This window comes from Undibacterium sp. TJN19 (assembly GCF_049339485.1).
In the GTDB taxonomy this organism is placed as follows: Bacteria; Pseudomonadota; Gammaproteobacteria; order Burkholderiales; family Burkholderiaceae_D; genus Undibacterium.
In genome coordinates this window covers 58,546-75,555 of record NZ_JBMPPL010000007.1, presented here as the reverse complement: position 1 = coordinate 75,555, position 17,010 = coordinate 58,546, and the positions used below count along the sequence as shown (strand labels likewise).

Here is a 17,010-nt window from a genome sequence, read left to right as displayed (position 1 = left end):
GTATCGATGCCATGTCTATGGCAGGCATGATACGAATACAAAAATGTCAAAACCACAGCCGTGCTTACACCACTTACTGCTTCAGGCTGTCACCCACAACCGGGCCGGAACCACTGAATCTGTCCAGCGCAAGGTAAATGACCGGTGTGATGAACAAAGTAATGGCTTGCGAGAAAATCAGCCCACCAACCACTGCCAGGCCCAGCGGCTGACGTAATTCAGCACCAGCGCCCAGACCCAATGCAATCGGCAAGGCCCCCACCAGAGCAGCCAGCGTCGTCATCATGATGGGACGGAAACGCTGGATACAGGCTTCACGTATCGCTTCTGGTGGTGTCATGCCCTGATGCCTTTGCGCATCCAGTGCGAAGTCAATCATCATGATCGCATTTTTCTTGACGATACCAATCAGCAGCAAAATACCGATTGTCGCGATCAGCGTCAGGTCTTCGCCAAAAATCTGCAAGGTCAGCAACGCGCCCACCGCGGCTGAGGGTAAGCCAGCCAGAATGGTGATGGGATGGATATAACTTTCATACAGCACGCCCAGCAAGACATAAATCACCAACAAGGCTGCGACGATCAAAATAACCTGCCCCGATTGTGAATCCTTGAACACCGCCGCATCACCACCGTAAGTGGTAATGATGGATGCCGGTAATTTGATTTCTTCACGATATTTATCAATGCGGTTCGTCGCTTCACCCAGTGCCGTACCCGGCGCCAGATTGAAAGATACCGTCACCGCCTGTAACTGGCCAACGTGGTTGATCGCCGTTGGGCCAACTGTACGTTTCACGGTTGCCACGCTGTTCAGGGCAATCAGGGCACCGGTATTGCTGCGCACATAGATACCATTGATGGCGTCTTCATCTTTCTTGGCATCGGGTGCCACTTCCATGATGACCTGGTAACTATCGACATTGGTGTACATCGTGGAAATCTGCCGCTCACCAAATGCGCTGTACAGCGCTGAGCGTATGCTGTCCATATTGACACCGAGCGCATTGGCACGGTCACGGTCTATATCCACGCTAGCTTGCAAACCCTTTAATTGCGAATCTGTCGTCACATCCTTGAAGCCTGCATCATTGCGCAATTTATCCTGCAACTTGATGGCCCAGTCGCTCAGTGAACTGGCTTCCACACTTTGCAGAATATATTGATACTGGCTCTTACTGGCGCGACCACCCAGTTGCAAGTTTTGCGTAGGACGCAAGAATACAGAAATGCCGGGCACTTCGTTGAGCTTCTTGCGCAGGCTGTCAACGACATCTTTCATTGGCTTGCGTTCGCCACGCGGTTTCAGATTGATGAACAGGCGACCCGTGTTTTGTGCGCCGCCACCACCATTGAATGAGGTTGCGGTAGCGACATTCGGATCATCACGTATGATTTTTGCGACCTTGTCCTGCAGAATCACCATGGCCGGGAAAGAAGTTTCTTCAGAAGCTTCCGTGGAGACATTGATCTGGCCGATATCTTCTTGCGGGAAGAAACCTTTGGGGATGATATTGAACAAATAAGCGGTAGCAATAAAAGTGGCCAATGCGATCAGCAATACGATGCCGCGATGACGCAAGGCCAGGTCAAGGCCACGGGTATAAGAGCGCAAGGAAGCATTAAAACTGGTTTCAAACAAATGCAGCATGACGCCGATCGCTTTCGGCGGTTCTTTCAATTCATGTTCATTTTTCAGGAACCGGCTGGCCAGCATGGGCACCAGGGTCAGCGACACAAATGCCGAAGCGACAATGGCAAGGCTGACGATGACCGCAAATTCATGGAACAACTGACCGATCACACCAGGCATGAAGAAGATGGGAATAAACACCGCCACCAGCGAAGTTGAAATCGAGATAATCGTAAAACCCACTTCTCGTGAACCTTGCAGTGCCGCCTTGAACGGTGGCTCGCCATGCTCAACGTGACGCATGATGTTTTCCAGCATCACGATCGCATCATCGACCACCAGGCCGACGGCCAGCGTCAGACCCAGCAGAGACACATTGTCCAGTGTATAACCAAAGCCCCACAGCAAGGCGATAGCACCGATCAATGATACCGGCAAGGACAGGGTAGGAATAATCGTTGCCACCATGCGGCGCAAGAACAGGAAAATAACGATCACCACCAGGAAAATCGTCAGTATCAAGGTCAGGTTCACATCATGCAAAGCATCGCGTATCGATATCGAACGGTCATTGATCAGATTCATTTTGACCGATGCCGGCAATTGCGCCTGGAACCCCGACAAGGCTGCCTTGATGGAATCAACCACCTTGACCGTATTGGCATCTGTCTGCCTCTGGATTGCCAGTGTAATTGAACTTTCACCATTGAAATTGGCAGCTGTTTTCACCTGTTCATAGCTGTCTTCCACCTTTGCCACGTCACGCAGACGGACTACCTGGCCACCTTTGTTACTGACGACAAGATTGGCAAATTCTTCGGCACTCTGCATCTGTTTGTTCGCCAGCAGCGTCAGGGTCTGCCTGTCACCATCGAGTGTACCGACCGGTGTATTGGCATTCGCCGTGCGGATTGCTGCGGCCAGCTCGTCAAGCGTCAAATTGCGCGCAGACAAAGCATCTGGCATGGCGCGGATACGTACGGCAAAACGTTTGATACCAAAGATATTTACCTGCGCCACACCTTCGAGTGTCGACAAGCTCGGCGAAATCAAATGCTCGGCATAGCTGGTCAGCTCAGACAGGCTCAGTGATGGCGATGTCAGTGCAATGAACAATACCGGTGCATCAGCAGGGTTGACCTTGCGATACGATGGCGGCGATGTCATGTCGACAGGTAGCGAGCGTTGCGCGCGTAGCAGCGCCGCCTGCACATCCACGGACGCGGCATCGATATTACGGTTTTGATCAAACTCCAGCGTCAGCGAAGTCGAGCCCAGGGTATTGCTGGAACTGATGATAGACAAACCAGGTATCGTGGCGAACTGCTTTTCCAGCGGCAGCGCCACTGAAGTCGCCATGGTCTCCGGGCTGGCACCGGGCAAGTTGGCATTGACGCTGATGACAGGCGTGTTATAACTGGGCAAGGCGGCAATCGGGATATAGCGATAAGCCAGAACACCAGCAACAACGATAGACAGATTCAGCAATACCGTCATTACCGGACGGCGTATGAACAACTCAGACAAATTCATGATGCGCTCGCTGCTGTAGATGCAGGTACTGCGGGCGTACTGGCAGAAGAACTGCCGGCTTTTTCAGCTTTGGCAGCACCACCGTCTTTACCATCACCATTGCGCTCCTTGACGCTTACACCAGGACGTAAATTCTGCTTGCCATCAAGAACGACCTTGGCACCGGCGGAGATACCCGTCACCACAGCATCTGCACCAAAACTTTGCACGACGACAACCGGCTTCTGGATCGCCTTGCCTTCTTCATTGACGACATACACAGAATTGCTGCGCGCGCCGATCACCACGGCGTCTTGCGGTACGACCACCACATCCTTCAGGGTCTGCACACTTAATTCCAGGTTCACATAGGCGCCTGGCCACAGTTTCAATTCCTTGTTATCGAATATGGCTTTGACCTTGATGGTGCCGGAAGCTGCATCAACGGTATTGTCAACAAATTGCAATTTACCTTTGAATTTGGTATCGGTATCTGGCAAGCTGGCCTGCACAAAGCTGTCAGAACGCTTCATGCTTTCCAGCGCATCTGGCAAATTACGCTGTGGCAGCGGGAAAGTAACTGTGACCGGGTCCATTTGGGTAATGCTGACCAGCGCTGGAGCGGTTGTACTCGGCTGTACCAGAGAGCCTGGGAAGACGCTGATAATACCGGTACGTCCTGCTGAAGGGGCAACGATACGGTTATAACTAAGGGCTACGCGGGCAGCATTCACGGCGGCCTTGTCGGAGGCGATAACGGCCTGTTGCGTATCAACCAAAGTCTGGCTGGTATCAACAGCACTTTGGGCAATAAATTTCTTTTCGACCAGATCTTTACTGCGTACTAACTGGCGCTGATTGTCTGTCAGTGTCGCCAGGTCTTTATCCAGTTGCGCTTGCGCTTTGGCAAGATTAACTTCGTCAGCGCGGCTGTCCAGAGTAAATAAAACGTCTCCTGCACGTACAAACTGGCCTTCCTTGATGTGTACTTTGGCGATGGTACTGGTCACCTGTGGGCGAATATCTACGGTATTGAGCGGCGAGACTGTACCTGTCGCAGTCAGACGCACATCATAATCACTCTTTTTGGCGATGACTGTTGATACAGTCACAGCACGGTTCTGGGCACCTGCACCATTGGCCCCAGCAGCACCTGTCGCAGATTTACCGCTTGCAGGATTCTCACCACTGGCTTTGCCAGATGATTTCCAGATAGTATAAGAAGTGCCGGAGATAGCCGCAATTGCTGCAACGATGACCAGGGTTTTGAATTTGCTCATATTATTTTTATCCAGTGCAGAGTGAAAACGTCATGCCGCATCATTTATCGGGCACAGCGCTAGGACTCAATTCAACATCAAAAGTTCAGACCCGAAATGCTAACAAAGAAAAAGCCAGCGCGCAGGCTGGCTTTCATTTTAGATACCTTCCGTTACATGCTTGCGACGGATTTGCATGGTTTTAAACAACAGCACCATCGGTGTCATCTTTTTCCTTGAGGGGCTTGACGAGATCTTCGCGTTTGACACCCAGCCACATCGCAATCGCAGCAGCCACGAATACAGAAGAATAGATACCAAAGCAAATACCTATCGTCAGTGCAACTGCAAAATAATGTAAAGTCGGGCCACCGATCAGCAACATCGACAACACCATCATCTGTGTACAACCGTGAGTAATGATGGTACGTGAAATCGTGCTGGTGATCGCATTGTCAATGACTTCAGTCACTGACATCTTGCGTTGCTTGCGGAAATTTTCACGGATACGATCAAAAATAACCACCGATTCATTGACCGAATAACCCAGTACCGCCAACACCGCAGCCAGTACCGACAAGTTAAATTCCCATTCAAAAAAGGCAAAGAAACCAAGAATGATAATTACGTCATGCAAGTTGGCAACGATCGCTGCCACAGCGAATTTCCATTCGAAACGTATGGCCAGATAGATCATCACACCCAGCACCACAAACAGCAGGGCCATCAAGCCGTCATGGGCCAGTTCATCACCAACCTGGGCACCAACCAGCTCCACCCTTTGCAACTTGACAGCTTCATTTTTGGCAGCATCAAGGCACACCTGCTTTTCTGATACCGAGCCGTTTTCCACCGTTCCGGCCACTTTGGTCAGACTGCCATTTTCGACCTTGCACAAGGCTTCAAACACAGTATCAGCAACCGTGACCGTCGCATCCTTTTTCGTGACCGGCAAGCGAATGACCACATCCTGCGCCTTGCCAAAAGGCTGAACTGGTGAATCGGTAAATCCCAGATGCTCTACGGTTTTGCGTATGCCATCGACATCAGCAGCCTTTGGATAGGTCAGTTCCATGACCGTACCACCGGTAAATTCAACCGAGAAATGCAAGCCTTTGTGCAGCAGGAAAAACACTGCGGCAACAAAGGTCAGTGCAGAGATGACATTGAATATCAGCGCATGGCGCATGAAAGGAATGTCTTTTTTGATGCGGAATAATTCCATAATGAATTCCTGTATTCTTAAATGAATTGGCGCTTATTTCGCAGATTCGTCTTTTGGCTTCCAGATCTGGCCAATAGAAATTGCACTCAATTTTTTCTTTCTTCCGTACCAGAGATTGACCACGCCGCGTGACACAAATACGGAGGAGAAAATCGAAGTCAGAATACCCAGGCAATGCACTACCGCAAAACCGCGTATCGCGCCTGAACCAAAAATCAATAGGGCCAGACCAACGATCAGGGTTGTCACATTGGAATCCAGAATGGTTGCCCAGGCATGATCAAAGCCTTCTTCTATGGCTTTTTGCGGTGGTTTACCGGCACGCAACTCTTCACGTATACGTTCATTAATGAGCACGTTGGCATCAATCGCCATACCCAGCGCCAGCGCAATCGCCGCAATACCAGGCAAAGTCAGGGTTGCTTGCAGCAAGGACAAAGCCGCCACCAGCAGCAGCAAGTTGAATGACAAAGCCAGGACGCTGAAGAAACCAAACAGCAGGTAGTAAGCTATCATGAAAACAGCGATGGCAGCAAAACCATACAGCGTGGAATTGCGACCCTGCTTGATGTTTTCTACACCCAGTTGCGGGCCTATCGTACGTTCTTCGATGATTTCCATTGGTGCGGCCAGCGAACCGGCGCGCAACAGCAAGGCCAGGTCGGCAGAAGCACTAGCCGAACCCATACCCGTGATAATGAAATGCGTACCAAGCTCATCATTGATGGTTGGTGCTGTCAGGATTTCGCCCTTGCCTTTTTCAAACAGGACAATCGCCATGCGCTTGCCAATGCGCGGGCCGGTGGCAGCACGCATTTTACGGCCACCGTCACCGTTCAGATCAACACTGACCGAGGGTTGCTGATGCTGATCAAAACTGGCGCTGGCACTGGTGATGTCATCGCCGGTCACCACAGGTTCCTTGGTCAATATCAGCATCTCACCACGACTGGACTTGAACATTTCAGAACCAAATGGCACTGGTGTATTCGCATCGACAGGCCCGATGACATTTTCATCAAGTACGCGGACTTCCAGCGTTGCCAGGCGGTTGATGATGCGCTTGGCACCAGCTACATCCTGCACACCAGGCAATTGCACAACAATGCGGTCTGCGCCCTGTTGCTGAATGACAGGCTCGGCAACACCCAGTTCATTGACACGCTTGGACAGGGCCGTAATATTTTGCTTGATGCCTTCGGATATGACTTCTTTGAGCGCTTTTTCTTTCAGGCTGATTTGCAGATTGAACTCTGTGCTATCGGTACTTGCCACGTCCACCAAATCAACGTCTGCCATTTGACTGGCCAGCACGGCCTTGGCTTTAGAGCGCGATTCAACATCGCGGAACTTGACCTTGATCTGATCTGATTCACGGCTGATACCTGCATGACGTATATCTTTGTCACGCAAAGTGCCACGCACACTGGTCAGCAAACCCTGAACGCGTTTGTTCAATACGGCCTTGGTGTCAACCTGCATCAGGAAATGCACGCCACCGCGCAGATCCAGCCCCAGATACATCGGCAGGGCATGCAGGCTTTGCATCCATTTTGGGGTATTTGGCAGCAGGTTGAACGCCAGCGTGTAGGTAGGATCAGCAGGATCAAGATTGAGCGTCTTCTCAAGCAGTGCCTTGGCTTTGAACTGCGTATCGATATCGGCAAAACGGGCACGTACGGTACCCTGTACGCCGTTATTTTCGTAAGAGACACCTGTGTGTTTCAAGCCACCCTGGTTCAGGGCCTGCTCTACCTGCGTCATCATGCCGCTGTCAATTTTGACTGTGGCCTTGCCGCTGCTGATTTGCACGGCAGGTGATTCACCTAAAAAATTTGGTGCCGTATACAGCGCACCAAACACCAGGGCAATCACAATCAGTACATACTTCCAGAGTGGATAGCGATTCATAATGGGGAAAGTAATGGGAAGCTAAAAAGCACAACGCAGTCCTGTTAAAAGGGGACTGCGTTGCCGGTGTGTGCTGATTAAATCGCTTTAATCGTGCCCTTGGGCAGCATCATGGTCACAGCGATTTTCTGGACGATGATTTCAGTACCATTGGCAATTTCCAGGGTGACATAGGTATCAGTCACTTTGGTCACTTTGCCAAGGATGCCGCCAACAGTCACAACTTCGTCGTTCTTTGCCAACGCGTCCATCGTGGCTTTTTGTTCTTTCTGACGCTTCATCTGTGGTCTGATCATCAAGAAATACATTAACAAAAAGACTGGCACAAAGATTAAAAATTGCGACATATCGCCGCCACCAAAAGAACCAGCGGTTTGTGCATAAGCGTTGGAAATAAACACGTTCAGACTCCTGTCATTTTAATAATAAGCACCCAGTTTGATAAGACTGGAACTGACTACATTTCGTTGCAATTATCGCTATATCGTGCCAAAAGAAATTTTTTCAATTGGCAAAGCCCCGTATTTTAGCATTGGACGCAGCAAATACCTGCAATTGTGCCGTCAAAGCTGGAAATTGAAACCCGAAAGCAATAAAAAATGGGCTTGGGGACATAAAAGTCCTCAAGCCCATTCCTTACTGGCGGTTTTAGCAATTATTTTCAGTGCAGCATTGCATTAAAATTAATTACCTAAGCTTATTAGTGGCTGAAAGGTTTGCCATTAATAGTCAGTTTGCCATCTTTCCATTCGATTTTGGAACTCAGCAGCTTGCCTTTACGCTCAATAAAGCCTTGTTCTGTCAACGCAGCAATTTGCATGTTCATGGCATCGAGTGCGGCCTTTTGTGCTTCAGGATCTTTTTGAGAAGCGCCGCCTACCTTGGCAATCAGGGTATCAGTCAACACTACATCCGCATTCGCCTGTACCTTGGTCAGCATCAGCATGGGGTTACTCAAATCTGTTGCTGTAGCGCCGACCAGTTTCGCAGTACCGGACAATTTTGCTTCCCCGTCACTGGTCACCACGCTGATGCGTTCCAGCACCAACTCAGGTTCTTTTTGCAAAAGCGCAGGTGCCACTTCATCCCAAACGGTTTTAACGGCAGCCAGCTTTTCAAGCTCACCAGGCGTATTGGAATAGGCAACCAGCATTTTTGCCAGGGATGGGCCGTGTATGCGCCTTACACCATAGTCGTAATGCAGGTCAGAGAAAGATTGCTGATCAACAGAGATTTTGGCGACACCTATCCTGACAATCAAACCGATAAGATCATCTTTGGAGCTGACATCAGAACCCAGCGTAAATTGATCCAGGGAAAAGTCTTTTTTTGCATCGGTCTTGTCTGAGTAGACAATACTGAGCAGGGATGCATCTGTTTTGCCCAGATACAATGAGGTACCTGGATAAGCCTGAGTCACATCGCTTTTCAGGGTAATAGCACCAATTTTGATGGACTTGCCATCCAGGCTTTCCATGGCCAATCCAGGCGCACTGCCATTCACGCGGAAAGCTTTATAGTCTTTCTCAAAGTCCACGTCCATGGTCAATCCCTGCCAGGCAATTTTTTCCCTGTCTTTTTCAAGGGTCGTCGTAAAGGCCGGGCTGGAAATCGCTACATGCCCGCCACCGCCATATGACAGGTTGGAGCTGATTTGCAATGGGCTGGCCGTACCGAACACTTTGGCCAACTCAGCTTTGGCAGCATCATCAAACACCAGTTCAGTTTTAATCGCAGCGGCACCGAAACCACGGAAACCAGGCAAGGGGCCATGCTGAATACGGTTAATAAAATGCAGTTGTATGGGTTTTGGCGGTGCTTCTGGTACGGCTGCGACTGGCGCATCTGGTACCGGAACTTCAGGGGTGCCGGGCACTGGCGCATCTGCACCAGGCAAAGCTGGTTTTTTACCCATGGGGAAACTGGCCAGATCAATCTCTATCGTCGTATCCTGAACCGAAGAAAAAACACCGCGCTGATAATCATCCTTGATGACTTTGACATAAGGCGAAGACGTTGTCTGAGCCTGCGGGCCTTTTAATTTGGCTTCTACCCTTTTCCCGGTGTACCAGGCTGCTGCCGGATAAATCACGGCCAGGGCCACTACCACAGCAATCAGTTGCGCACTCTTTTTCACTCATTTTCTCCGTTGAACTTGGTTTGTGCTTAGTTTTTACTTATCTACTTCATCACAGGCACTGGTATCAGGCAGTCACATGACCGCAAGCAATAGAAGTGTAACAAGCTTCAATTGGATTGTCATTATTGCATTCTGAAAACAATACTTTGGTATGTAAGCTGGATATTGCTAAAATTACAGTGCTGTCTAGCTGATTTTAATTGTTGCCAGCGCCAGTTCGGAACTGTTCAGGGCACCTTCAACGAAACCCTGGTAATCAGAATAGGCTTCCCCTACGATGTGGATATTTTTGGCGCCGCTGCCAAAGTCAAATGCCTTGAACACATCCATGACTTTCCATGAGCGCACCCCTGGTTGCCAGCCGTGATTGGCCGCACCATACGGTGCCCTGGCCCAATCACGTATGCCATAGGTGACGATGGAATTCTTGATATAGGCGCGCGTTTCTTCCAGTGTTTTTTCTTCAAACATATGCTGAGCCTGATCGGTCAGCTTCAGACCAGAACGCTTGATGTCAATCAGACGCTTGACGTCACGCGCGACAAACAGCGAGAAAGCATCAACAATTTTGACGTTCTGATCAATTTCTGCGCGGTCGTGCCTGTCAGATTCCATTACATAGTGCTTCCAGAATTCTGTCGACGGACGATCCATATACAACAACACCATGCCATGACCATCTTTGTCCTGATTTTGTGGTCGGCGGAAATAATGAATTTCACGGGTCGGCAGGCAACTTGCATATTGCTGCGGTCTTTGGGAATAATCCCACCACGGCGCATCGGTCACAAAAAACAGCTTCAACATGGGGAAGCCATTGACGGCATCCAGCTGAGATGACACATGCTCAGGCAAACAGGCCGCCAGTTTCACCAGCGGCATCCTGGGCAAGGCCAGTATCAGCCTGTCGGTTTGCAGCTGTATGCTGCCACTCTTGGTAGCGACTTCCAGTTCAAGCAAGGGCTGGCCCATGGCAACCTGTTTGAAGCTTTTGAGCGTATGGCCGCCAGCCAGCGTCACATTACTCAAACCACGCAGTTTGGCCATCAGGCTTTCAGTCAGTTTCGCAGTACCGCCATCAACGCTGGCCAATTGCTGACCGACCGTTTTCAAGGCGCGCAACCACCAGATGATCCACTCTATCGCATTCAGGTTTTCGGGAATCATGTGATAAAACGTACCGGTGTCACGCAACTTGGTGAGCGCCAGATGACTGAGCACACCTTCTGCCGACATGGCGTTCCAGAATCCCATACTCCACAGCGGCTGCCCATTCAATTGCGCATGCTTGCGCATACGCTGGAAATCAGCTTCGGTTTGCTTGTCTATCCATGCCTGGTCATTGGGGTCTTGCCCCATCACCAGCATGATGCCGCGCTTGAGCAATTGCAGCGAATTCAAACCCAGTTCTTCCACAGGCAAATCATAGGTAGGCGCATTGACTTCTTCGCCTTCAGGGCCACTGAATTCTGTCAGCCTCACGCCTAAATCACGGCACAACTTATCAAAGCGTGGTTGCAGGGTAGGTTCGAAACGCATCGGCCCCCACTCTGCGATAAACCCATCCAGGTCTTCGGTTTCTATACGACCACCCCAGCGGTCAGATGAGGCTTCCAGTACCACCACTTTTTGCCCGGCCTGCGCCAGACGCCAGGCACAATACAGGCCGGAAATACCGCCACCTGCAATAATCACGGGATGATAATTCATAGAAAACCTTTTTAATTTTGCGTGGTCTTTGCACGCTTATGTGTCGTATATGTTTTGCTGGAAGCGGCATAGTCTGCACCCCAACTAAAATCCGTTATTGGCCGCGCGCCTGGCTGCCGCACGGGCGCCGGCTTCACGCTGCCTTCTGTCTTCTTCATCAGCCAGCCGCTTAGCGAGATCAGCAGCTCTTTGCTCATCTGCTTTTTTCTTGCGGTACTGAAAGGCTTCGTCTTCTTCCTTGCGTTTTCTGGCCTGCTGGCGCTCATCAAATTCAGCGCTTTTCTTCTTCCAGTCCGTCTGTTGCTGACTCACATCTTCTGCTGACGGCGTATCGTTTTTGATGATGACTTCCGTGGCACTTTTCGCATTCTTGTCACAGGGCTTGTCAACATAACTGGTCTTACCATCTGCCGACACACACTTGTAGATTTCACGACCCTGTGCGAGCGTTGCAAAAAATAAAAACAGGGCGAGAACAGTGAAACGATGGCATTTCATAGCACCTCCGTGTATCGAAACTTGCTATCCAGGACGGCAGAACGGGTTTAAACTCCGCGCGCCCTGTCCGCATGGAATTGCTGGACGAACTCAGGGAAGCGTTCATCATCAAGCGCCTTACGAATATTTTTCATCAAATCCAGGTAATAATGCAAGTTATGTATCGTATTCAAACGTGCGCCCAGGATTTCACCGGTGCGGTGCAAATGATGCAGGTAAGCACGTGAGAAATTCTTGCATGCATAGCATTCGCAAGTCGCATCCAGTGGCTCTTTTTCTTCCTTGTAACGGGCATTCTTGATCTTGATATCACCAAAACGGGTGAATATCCAGCCATTGCGCGCATTGCGGGTAGGCATGACGCAGTCAAACATATCGATGCCATTGGCAACACCAGCTACCAGGTCTTCTGGCGTGCCCACACCCATGAGGTAATGCGGCTTGTTTTCTGGCAGCTTGGGGCCGACATGCGCGAGTACGCGCATCATGTCTTCTTTAGGCTCGCCCACTGACAGGCCGCCGATGGCGATACCGTGGAAATTCAGTTCATTTAAGCCAGCCAGGGATTCATCACGCAGGTGTTCAAACATACCGCCCTGGACAATACCGAATAGGGCATTTGGATTTTCACCCTGGTTGAATTCATCAATGGAACGCTTGGCCCAGCGCAGGGACATGCGCATGGATTTGCCGGCTTCTTCTGTCGTCGCTGGTCTGCCGTCGATTTCATACGGTGTACATTCATCGAACTGCATGACGATGTCAGAATTCAGCGCGCGCTGGATTTGCATGGAAATTTCTGGCGACAGGAACAGACGCTCACCACTAATAGGAGAAGAAAATTTGACGCCCTCTTCCGTGATCTTGCGCATCGCACCCAGCGAAAATACCTGGAAGCCGCCTGAGTCAGTCAGGATAGGTTTGTCCCAGCCCATGAAACCATGCAGGCCGCCAAATTTGTTCAGCACATCCGTGCCCGGGCGCAGCCACAGGTGGAAGGTATTGCCGAGGATGATGTGGGCATCTATCTCTTTCAATTCCAGCGGCGACATCGCCTTGACCGAGCCATAAGTACCGACCGGCATGAAGATAGGTGTTTCGATTTCACCATGGTTGACTTTGACACGGCCACGACGTGCAGCAGTAGTTTTATCTTTTTTGATCAGTGTAAATTCAAGCATGGTCTTCCCCGGAGGAATTGGTCAGCAGCATGGCATCGCCATAGCTGAAAAAACGGTATTGTTGAGCGATAGCGTGAGCATAAGCAGCGCGGACGCGATCATACCCGGCAAATGCCGATACCAGCATCATCAAAGTGGATTTTGGTAAGTGGAAATTGGTGATAAGCCTGTCTACGGTCTTGAATACATAGCCGGGCGTGATGAACAGGCGGGTGTCATCGCTGCCGGCCTGCAAGCTGCCTGTTTGCGAAGCAGATTCAAGTGCGCGCATGCTGGTGGTGCCGACAGCCACCACCTTGCCGCCTGCGGCCTTGGTGGCCTGCACAGCTGCCACGGTCTCATCTGGCACGGTATACCATTCGCTGTGCATCTGGTGATCTGCCAGGTTTTCGGTACGCACGGGCTGGAAAGTGCCTGCGCCCACATGCAGGGTCACATAGGCGAGTTTGATGCCTTTGTCCTGGCAACGCTGCAACAGTGCCTCGTCAAAATGCAGGCCCGCCGTGGGTGCGGCTACCGCACCCGGCACGCGGTTATACACGGTCTGGTAGCGCTGCTCGTCAAAATCATCGGCATCATGTTCTATATATGGCGGCAAAGGCAGGCGACCATAGGTTTCCAGCAAGGTGAAGATATCAGACGGGAAGTACAGGGTAAAAAATTCACCAACGCGCTCACCGACAACGACATCAAAACTGTCCGCCAGGCGGATTTTGCTGCCCGGCAGCGGCGACTTGGAAGCGCGCATCTGTGCCAGCACGCTGCGTTCCTTATCATTATTTAACAGCACGCGCTCTACCAGCATCTGTATCTTGCCGCCGCTTTCCTTGACGCCAAAGAAACGTGCTTTCAATACACGGGTATCATTGAATACCAGCAAATCACCGGCAGACAGCTGATCAATGACATCGGCAAAATGCCGGTCTGCCAATTGATCGCCATCGACATGCAGCAGGCGGGACGCCGTGCGGTCAGGCAAGGGAGTTTGCGCGATAAGGTTATCGGGCAAGTCAAAATCAAAATCACTGAGGGAGTAGCGCATGCAAAAATTCGACAAAATTCAGAGTAATCAGCATAAATAGCCAGAAAGCTGCTGCGCACTGTATAAAAAATCAGTAGAATGCGCCATAATCAAGGCAATACTAGGTAAAAGCAAGCGTAAATGCAAAAATCCCTGGTAATTGTCTGACGGTAGCAATTTTGTATGTATTCTGGATAAATAAGCCAGCAGAAACAAGCTAACAGCAAAACCCACCATTTTACACCCCATGGCCGCTGAAGACCAAAGTGCAAGCGTAGAGATTGAAAACGAACAACCAGCCAGCACCCATGCCGGGCTGGCTGGCAACACCTCTTCACCGGCGACCAAAGCCAAAAAATCCAGCTCAAAAAAACCCACACCGGTTAAAGCGGCGCTGAGCCCGGCAGCCAAAGCCAGTGAAAAACTGGCTAAACTCGGCCTGCGCAAAGACATGGATTTCGTGCTGCACCTGCCTATGCGCTATGAAGACGAAACTGAAATTGTCAGCATGCGTGACGCTGCCATGCGGGGTGGCAGCACGGCGCAGGTTGAGGGCCTGGTGACCGAATGCGATATCCAGTACCGACCGCGCCGTCAACTGGTTGTCACCATTGCCGATGATACCGGCCAGGTGGTCATGCGCTTCCTCAATTTTTATGGCAACCAGACCAAACAGATGGCAGTGGGCGTACGCGTGCGGGCACGGGGCGAATTGCGCCATGGCTTTTTCGGTGCCGAGATGGTACACCCGCATTACAAGATCGTGAATGAAGGCGCGCCACTGGCGACCGCATTGACGCCTGTTTATCCTTCCGGTGAGGGCGTGCCGCAAGCCTTGTTGCGCAAGGCAATTGCCAATGCAATGACACGCGTCAACTGGCGCGATACCCTGTCAGATGCCCGTCTGGCGGCCCTGAATCTGCAGGGTTTTGAAACCAGTATCCGTACCCTGCATAATCCGCCGCCTGACGTCGATCAATACAGCCTCATGGAACGCGAACACCCCGCCTGGGAGCGCATGAAGTTCGACGAACTGCTGGCACAGCAACTGTCATTGAAGCGCGCCCAGATTACCCGCCGCAGCAAGGGGGCGAATGCATTGCCTGTGATAGGCGAACTCAGCAATGCTTTTTTACTCAACCTGCCATTTTCACTGACTGGTGCGCAAGAAAAGGTGTTAGCTGAAATTCGTATCGATTTACGCCAGGAATTTCCCATGCAGCGCCTGTTGCAAGGTGATGTAGGCAGTGGCAAAACCATCGTTGCGGCATTGGCGGCTGCACAGGCGATTGACAATGGTTTTCAGGCGGCGCTGATGGCACCGACAGAAATTTTGGCAGAACAGCATTTCAGGAAAATTGCCGCCTGGCTGGAACCACTGGGCGTGAAAACCGCCTGGCTGACCGGCAGCCTGAAAAAGAAAGAAAAAGAAGCAGCCAATGCCCTCATCAGCTCTGGCGAAGCTCAACTGGTGATAGGCACGCATGCGCTGATACAAGACACCGTGCAATTCAAGAAACTGGGCCTGGTCATTGTGGATGAACAACACCGCTTTGGCGTCAGCCAGCGCCTGAACCTGGCCAACAAGACCGAGGCAGGCAAGGTGCCGCATCAGTTGATGATGTCGGCCACACCCATCCCGCGCACCCTGGCAATGACGTATTACGCCGACCTTGAAGTGTCCGTCATTGACGAACTGCCACCGGGCCGTACGCCTATCGTGACACGAGTCATAGACCAGAACCGCCGCGATGAAGTCATCGCCCGCGTGCAGGCAGCGGGGCAGGAAGGCAAGCAGGTCTACTGGGTCTGTCCACTGATAGAAGAATCAGAAACCCTGCAACTGCAAACCGCCACCGACACCCATGCCATGCTGGTAGCCGCCCTGCCAGAATTGAATGTAGGCCTGGTACATGGCCGTCTGAAACCGGCAGAAAAACAAACCGTCATGGGCGCTTTCATCCGCAATGAAAGCCAGGTGCTGGTCGCCACCACAGTCATTGAAGTTGGTGTTGACGTGCCCAATGCCAGCTTGATGGTGATAGAACATGCTGAACGCTTTGGCCTGTCACAGTTGCACCAGTTGCGTGGCCGCGTTGGCCGTGGTGCGGCAGCCAGTGTATGCCTGCTCATGTACCAGGGCCCCCTGGGCGGCACGGCCAAGCAGCGGCTGGCCACCATGCGTGAAAGCAGTGATGGTTTTGAAATTGCCCGCAAGGATCTGGAATTACGCGGCCCTGGTGAATTCCTTGGTGCGCGCCAGTCGGGCGAAGCCATGTTACGCTTTGCCAATCTCGAAACAGATCAGTGGCTGGTAGAAAAAGCCCGCAATCTTGCTGATGATTTATTAAAAAATGACCCCATCACCGTTGCTGCCCACCTGGAGCGCTGGCTGGGATATAAAGAAGAATTTTTGAGAGTATAAAAAACCATGCTGAATATCGTTAATGTTGATGTCAATAACCCGCAGCATGCCAAAGACCTCGTCAGCATGCTCAATATGTATGCGCTAGACGCCATGGGTGGCGGCGAAGCCTTGTCGGATTATGCGCAAGCCAATCTCATTAGCGAACTCAAAAAACGCAATACCGTGCGCGCCATTCTCGCTTATGTGAATGATGAGACTGCCGGTTTTGCGATTTGCATAGAAGGTTTTTCTACTTTTGCCTGCAAGTCTTTATTGAATATCCACGACTTTGCCGTGCACCCTGATTTTCGCGGCCAGGGCATAGGCAATAAAATGATGCAGCACTTGACAGCCCTATCTGAACAACTGGGCTATTGCAAGATGACGCTGGAAGTATTGGAGGGTAATACCCGTGCGCAAAATCTGTATCGTACCGAAGGCTTTGCACCGTATGAGCTGAACCCGGAATTTGGCGGTGCGATTATCATGCAAAAGAAACTTGCTTGAATCTAC

General features: G+C 51.1%; 13 protein-coding genes. 3 read left to right on the top strand and 10 right to left on the bottom strand.

All coding sequences use genetic code 11. The annotated features are described in order from the left end of the window. Positions 1-73: 73 nt before the first annotated feature. The 5 genes from ACO0LH_RS18670 to yajC form a co-directional block, all read right to left on the bottom strand. Positions 74-3,166, bottom strand: a complete 3,093-nt coding sequence (locus ACO0LH_RS18670; RefSeq protein ID WP_422942640.1) for an efflux RND transporter permease subunit — start codon at positions 3,164-3,166, stop codon at positions 74-76. Next, a complete protein-coding gene (locus ACO0LH_RS18665) occupies positions 3,163-4,425 on the bottom strand; it encodes an efflux RND transporter periplasmic adaptor subunit (RefSeq protein ID WP_422942639.1) in 1,263 nt (420 codons plus the stop codon). The genes ACO0LH_RS18670 and ACO0LH_RS18665 overlap by 4 nt, the downstream gene beginning before the upstream one ends. A gap of 181 nt (positions 4,426-4,606) precedes the next feature. Next, the gene (secF, locus tag ACO0LH_RS18660) at positions 4,607-5,629 is read right to left on the bottom strand and encodes a protein translocase subunit SecF (protein WP_422942638.1); all 1,023 of its coding nucleotides are present in this window, start codon (positions 5,627-5,629) and stop codon (positions 4,607-4,609) included. Between the two features lie 33 nt (positions 5,630-5,662). After that, positions 5,663-7,540: a protein translocase subunit SecD gene (secD, locus tag ACO0LH_RS18655; RefSeq protein ID WP_422942637.1), complete on the bottom strand. Its 1,878-nt coding sequence runs from the start codon at positions 7,538-7,540 to the stop codon at positions 5,663-5,665. Between the two features lie 77 nt (positions 7,541-7,617). After that, complete coding sequence (yajC, locus tag ACO0LH_RS18650; protein ID WP_422942636.1) at positions 7,618-7,941, bottom strand: preprotein translocase subunit YajC; 324 nt, start codon at positions 7,939-7,941, stop codon at positions 7,618-7,620. An 85-nt stretch (positions 7,942-8,026) separates the two neighbouring features. On the opposite strand from yajC, the gene ACO0LH_RS18645 reads away from it, so the two are divergent. Further along, positions 8,027-8,221 carry a hypothetical protein gene (locus ACO0LH_RS18645; RefSeq protein ID WP_422942635.1) on the top strand — a complete coding sequence of 65 codons (195 nt, stop codon included), beginning with the start codon at positions 8,027-8,029 and terminating at the stop codon, positions 8,219-8,221. Positions 8,222-8,240: 19 nt separating this feature from the next. On the opposite strand, the gene ACO0LH_RS18640 is transcribed toward ACO0LH_RS18645, so the two are convergent. The 5 genes from ACO0LH_RS18640 to queA all read right to left on the bottom strand — a co-directional run bounded on the left by ACO0LH_RS18640 (position 8,241) and on the right by queA (position 14,111). Further along, positions 8,241-9,677 carry a YdgA family protein gene (locus ACO0LH_RS18640; RefSeq protein WP_422942634.1) on the bottom strand — a complete coding sequence of 479 codons (1,437 nt, stop codon included), beginning with the start codon at positions 9,675-9,677 and terminating at the stop codon, positions 8,241-8,243. A 189-nt stretch (positions 9,678-9,866) separates the two neighbouring features. After that, positions 9,867-11,390, bottom strand: a complete 1,524-nt coding sequence (locus tag ACO0LH_RS18635; protein WP_422942633.1) for a flavin monoamine oxidase family protein — start codon at positions 11,388-11,390, stop codon at positions 9,867-9,869. 84 nt (positions 11,391-11,474) lie between these two features. Further along, positions 11,475-11,888, bottom strand: a complete 414-nt coding sequence (locus tag ACO0LH_RS18630) for a DUF4124 domain-containing protein (RefSeq protein WP_422942632.1) — start codon at positions 11,886-11,888, stop codon at positions 11,475-11,477. A 47-nt stretch (positions 11,889-11,935) separates the two neighbouring features. Further along, positions 11,936-13,069, bottom strand: a complete 1,134-nt coding sequence (gene tgt / locus ACO0LH_RS18625) for a tRNA guanosine(34) transglycosylase Tgt (protein ID WP_422942631.1) — start codon at positions 13,067-13,069, stop codon at positions 11,936-11,938. Beyond that, the gene (gene queA, locus ACO0LH_RS18620; protein ID WP_422942630.1) at positions 13,062-14,111 is read right to left on the bottom strand and encodes a tRNA preQ1(34) S-adenosylmethionine ribosyltransferase-isomerase QueA; all 1,050 of its coding nucleotides are present in this window, start codon (positions 14,109-14,111) and stop codon (positions 13,062-13,064) included. The genes tgt and queA overlap by 8 nt, the downstream gene beginning before the upstream one ends. A gap of 226 nt (positions 14,112-14,337) precedes the next feature. Between queA and recG the strand changes: the two genes are divergently transcribed. Both recG and ACO0LH_RS18610 read left to right on the top strand, forming a co-directional pair. Then, entirely contained in the window at positions 14,338-16,515 is a 2,178-nt protein-coding gene (gene recG, locus ACO0LH_RS18615) for an ATP-dependent DNA helicase RecG (RefSeq protein WP_422942629.1), read from the top strand. Positions 16,516-16,521: 6 nt separating this feature from the next. Continuing rightward, positions 16,522-17,004, top strand: a complete 483-nt coding sequence (locus tag ACO0LH_RS18610; protein ID WP_422942628.1) for a GNAT family N-acetyltransferase — start codon at positions 16,522-16,524, stop codon at positions 17,002-17,004. Positions 17,005-17,010 lie beyond the last annotated feature (6 nt).